Below are 946 nucleotides of genomic sequence, written 5' to 3' on the forward strand. Positions count from 1 at the left end.
CCGCGCCGGCGACCGGGTGCTGGTCGCCAGCGGCGAGCGGCTGCGCCTCGATGGCGTGGTGGAGGCGGCGGAGGCGCTGCTGGACACCGCCGCCACCACCGGCGAGAGCCTGCCGCGCCGCTTCCGCCAGGGCGAGGCGCTGGCCGCCGGCATGGTCAATCTGGGTGACGCCTTCGTGCTGCGCGTCACCGCCGCGGCCGCCGATGGCTCGCTCGCCGCCATGGCGCGGCTGCTGGAGCGGGCCGAGCAGGCGCGCGGCCGCTTCGTCTCGATCGCCGACAAGGCGGCGCGCTTCTATGTGCCGGTGGCGCATGCGGTGGCGCTGGCCACCTTCCTCGGCTGGTGGCTGTGGATGGATGTCTCCTGGCGGGAGGCGCTGGTGCCCGCCGTCGCGGCGCTGATCATCACCTGCCCCTGCGGCCTCGCCATCGCCGTGCCGGCGGTGCAGGTGGCGGCCAGCGGCGCGCTGTTCCGTCGCGGCGTGCTGGTCGCCTCCTCCACCGGGCTGGAGCGGCTGGCCAGCGCCGGCTCCGTCGTCTTCGACAAGACCGGCACGCTGACCGAGGGCCGCCCCGTGCTGCTGGAGGCGCCGGGCCGGCCGGCCTCCGCCCTGCGCGAGGCCGCGTCCCTGGCCCGTGCCTCGCGCCACCCGCTCTCCCGCGCCCTCGTCGCCGCCTGCCCGGAGGCGCCGGCGGCGCCCGAGGGGGTGCGCGAGATCCCCGGCCAGGGCCTGGCGCTGACCACCCCGGCGGGCGAGATCCGCCTCGGCAGCGCCCCCTTCATCGGGCTGGCGCAGGAGGATGAGGGGCTGACCCTGTGGCTGGCCCGGCCCGGCCTCTCGCCCGTGCCCTTCCGCTTCGCCGACCGGCTGCGGCCGGATGCCGCCCCCTCGGTCGCGGCGCTGGCCGGGCTGGGGCTGGAGGCGGAGCTGCTCTCGGGCGATGCC

1 protein-coding gene is annotated in these 946 nt (G+C 78.1%); it reads left to right on the plus strand.

Annotated features, from left to right (window positions below; genetic code table 11):
* On the plus strand, positions 1-946 hold a 946-nt coding region (locus HMPREF0731_RS21930), incomplete at both ends, for an HAD-IC family P-type ATPase (RefSeq protein ID WP_007006453.1).

The organism is Pseudoroseomonas cervicalis ATCC 49957 (genome assembly GCF_000164635.1).
In the GTDB taxonomy this organism is placed as follows: Bacteria; Pseudomonadota; Alphaproteobacteria; order Acetobacterales; family Acetobacteraceae; genus Pseudoroseomonas; species Pseudoroseomonas cervicalis.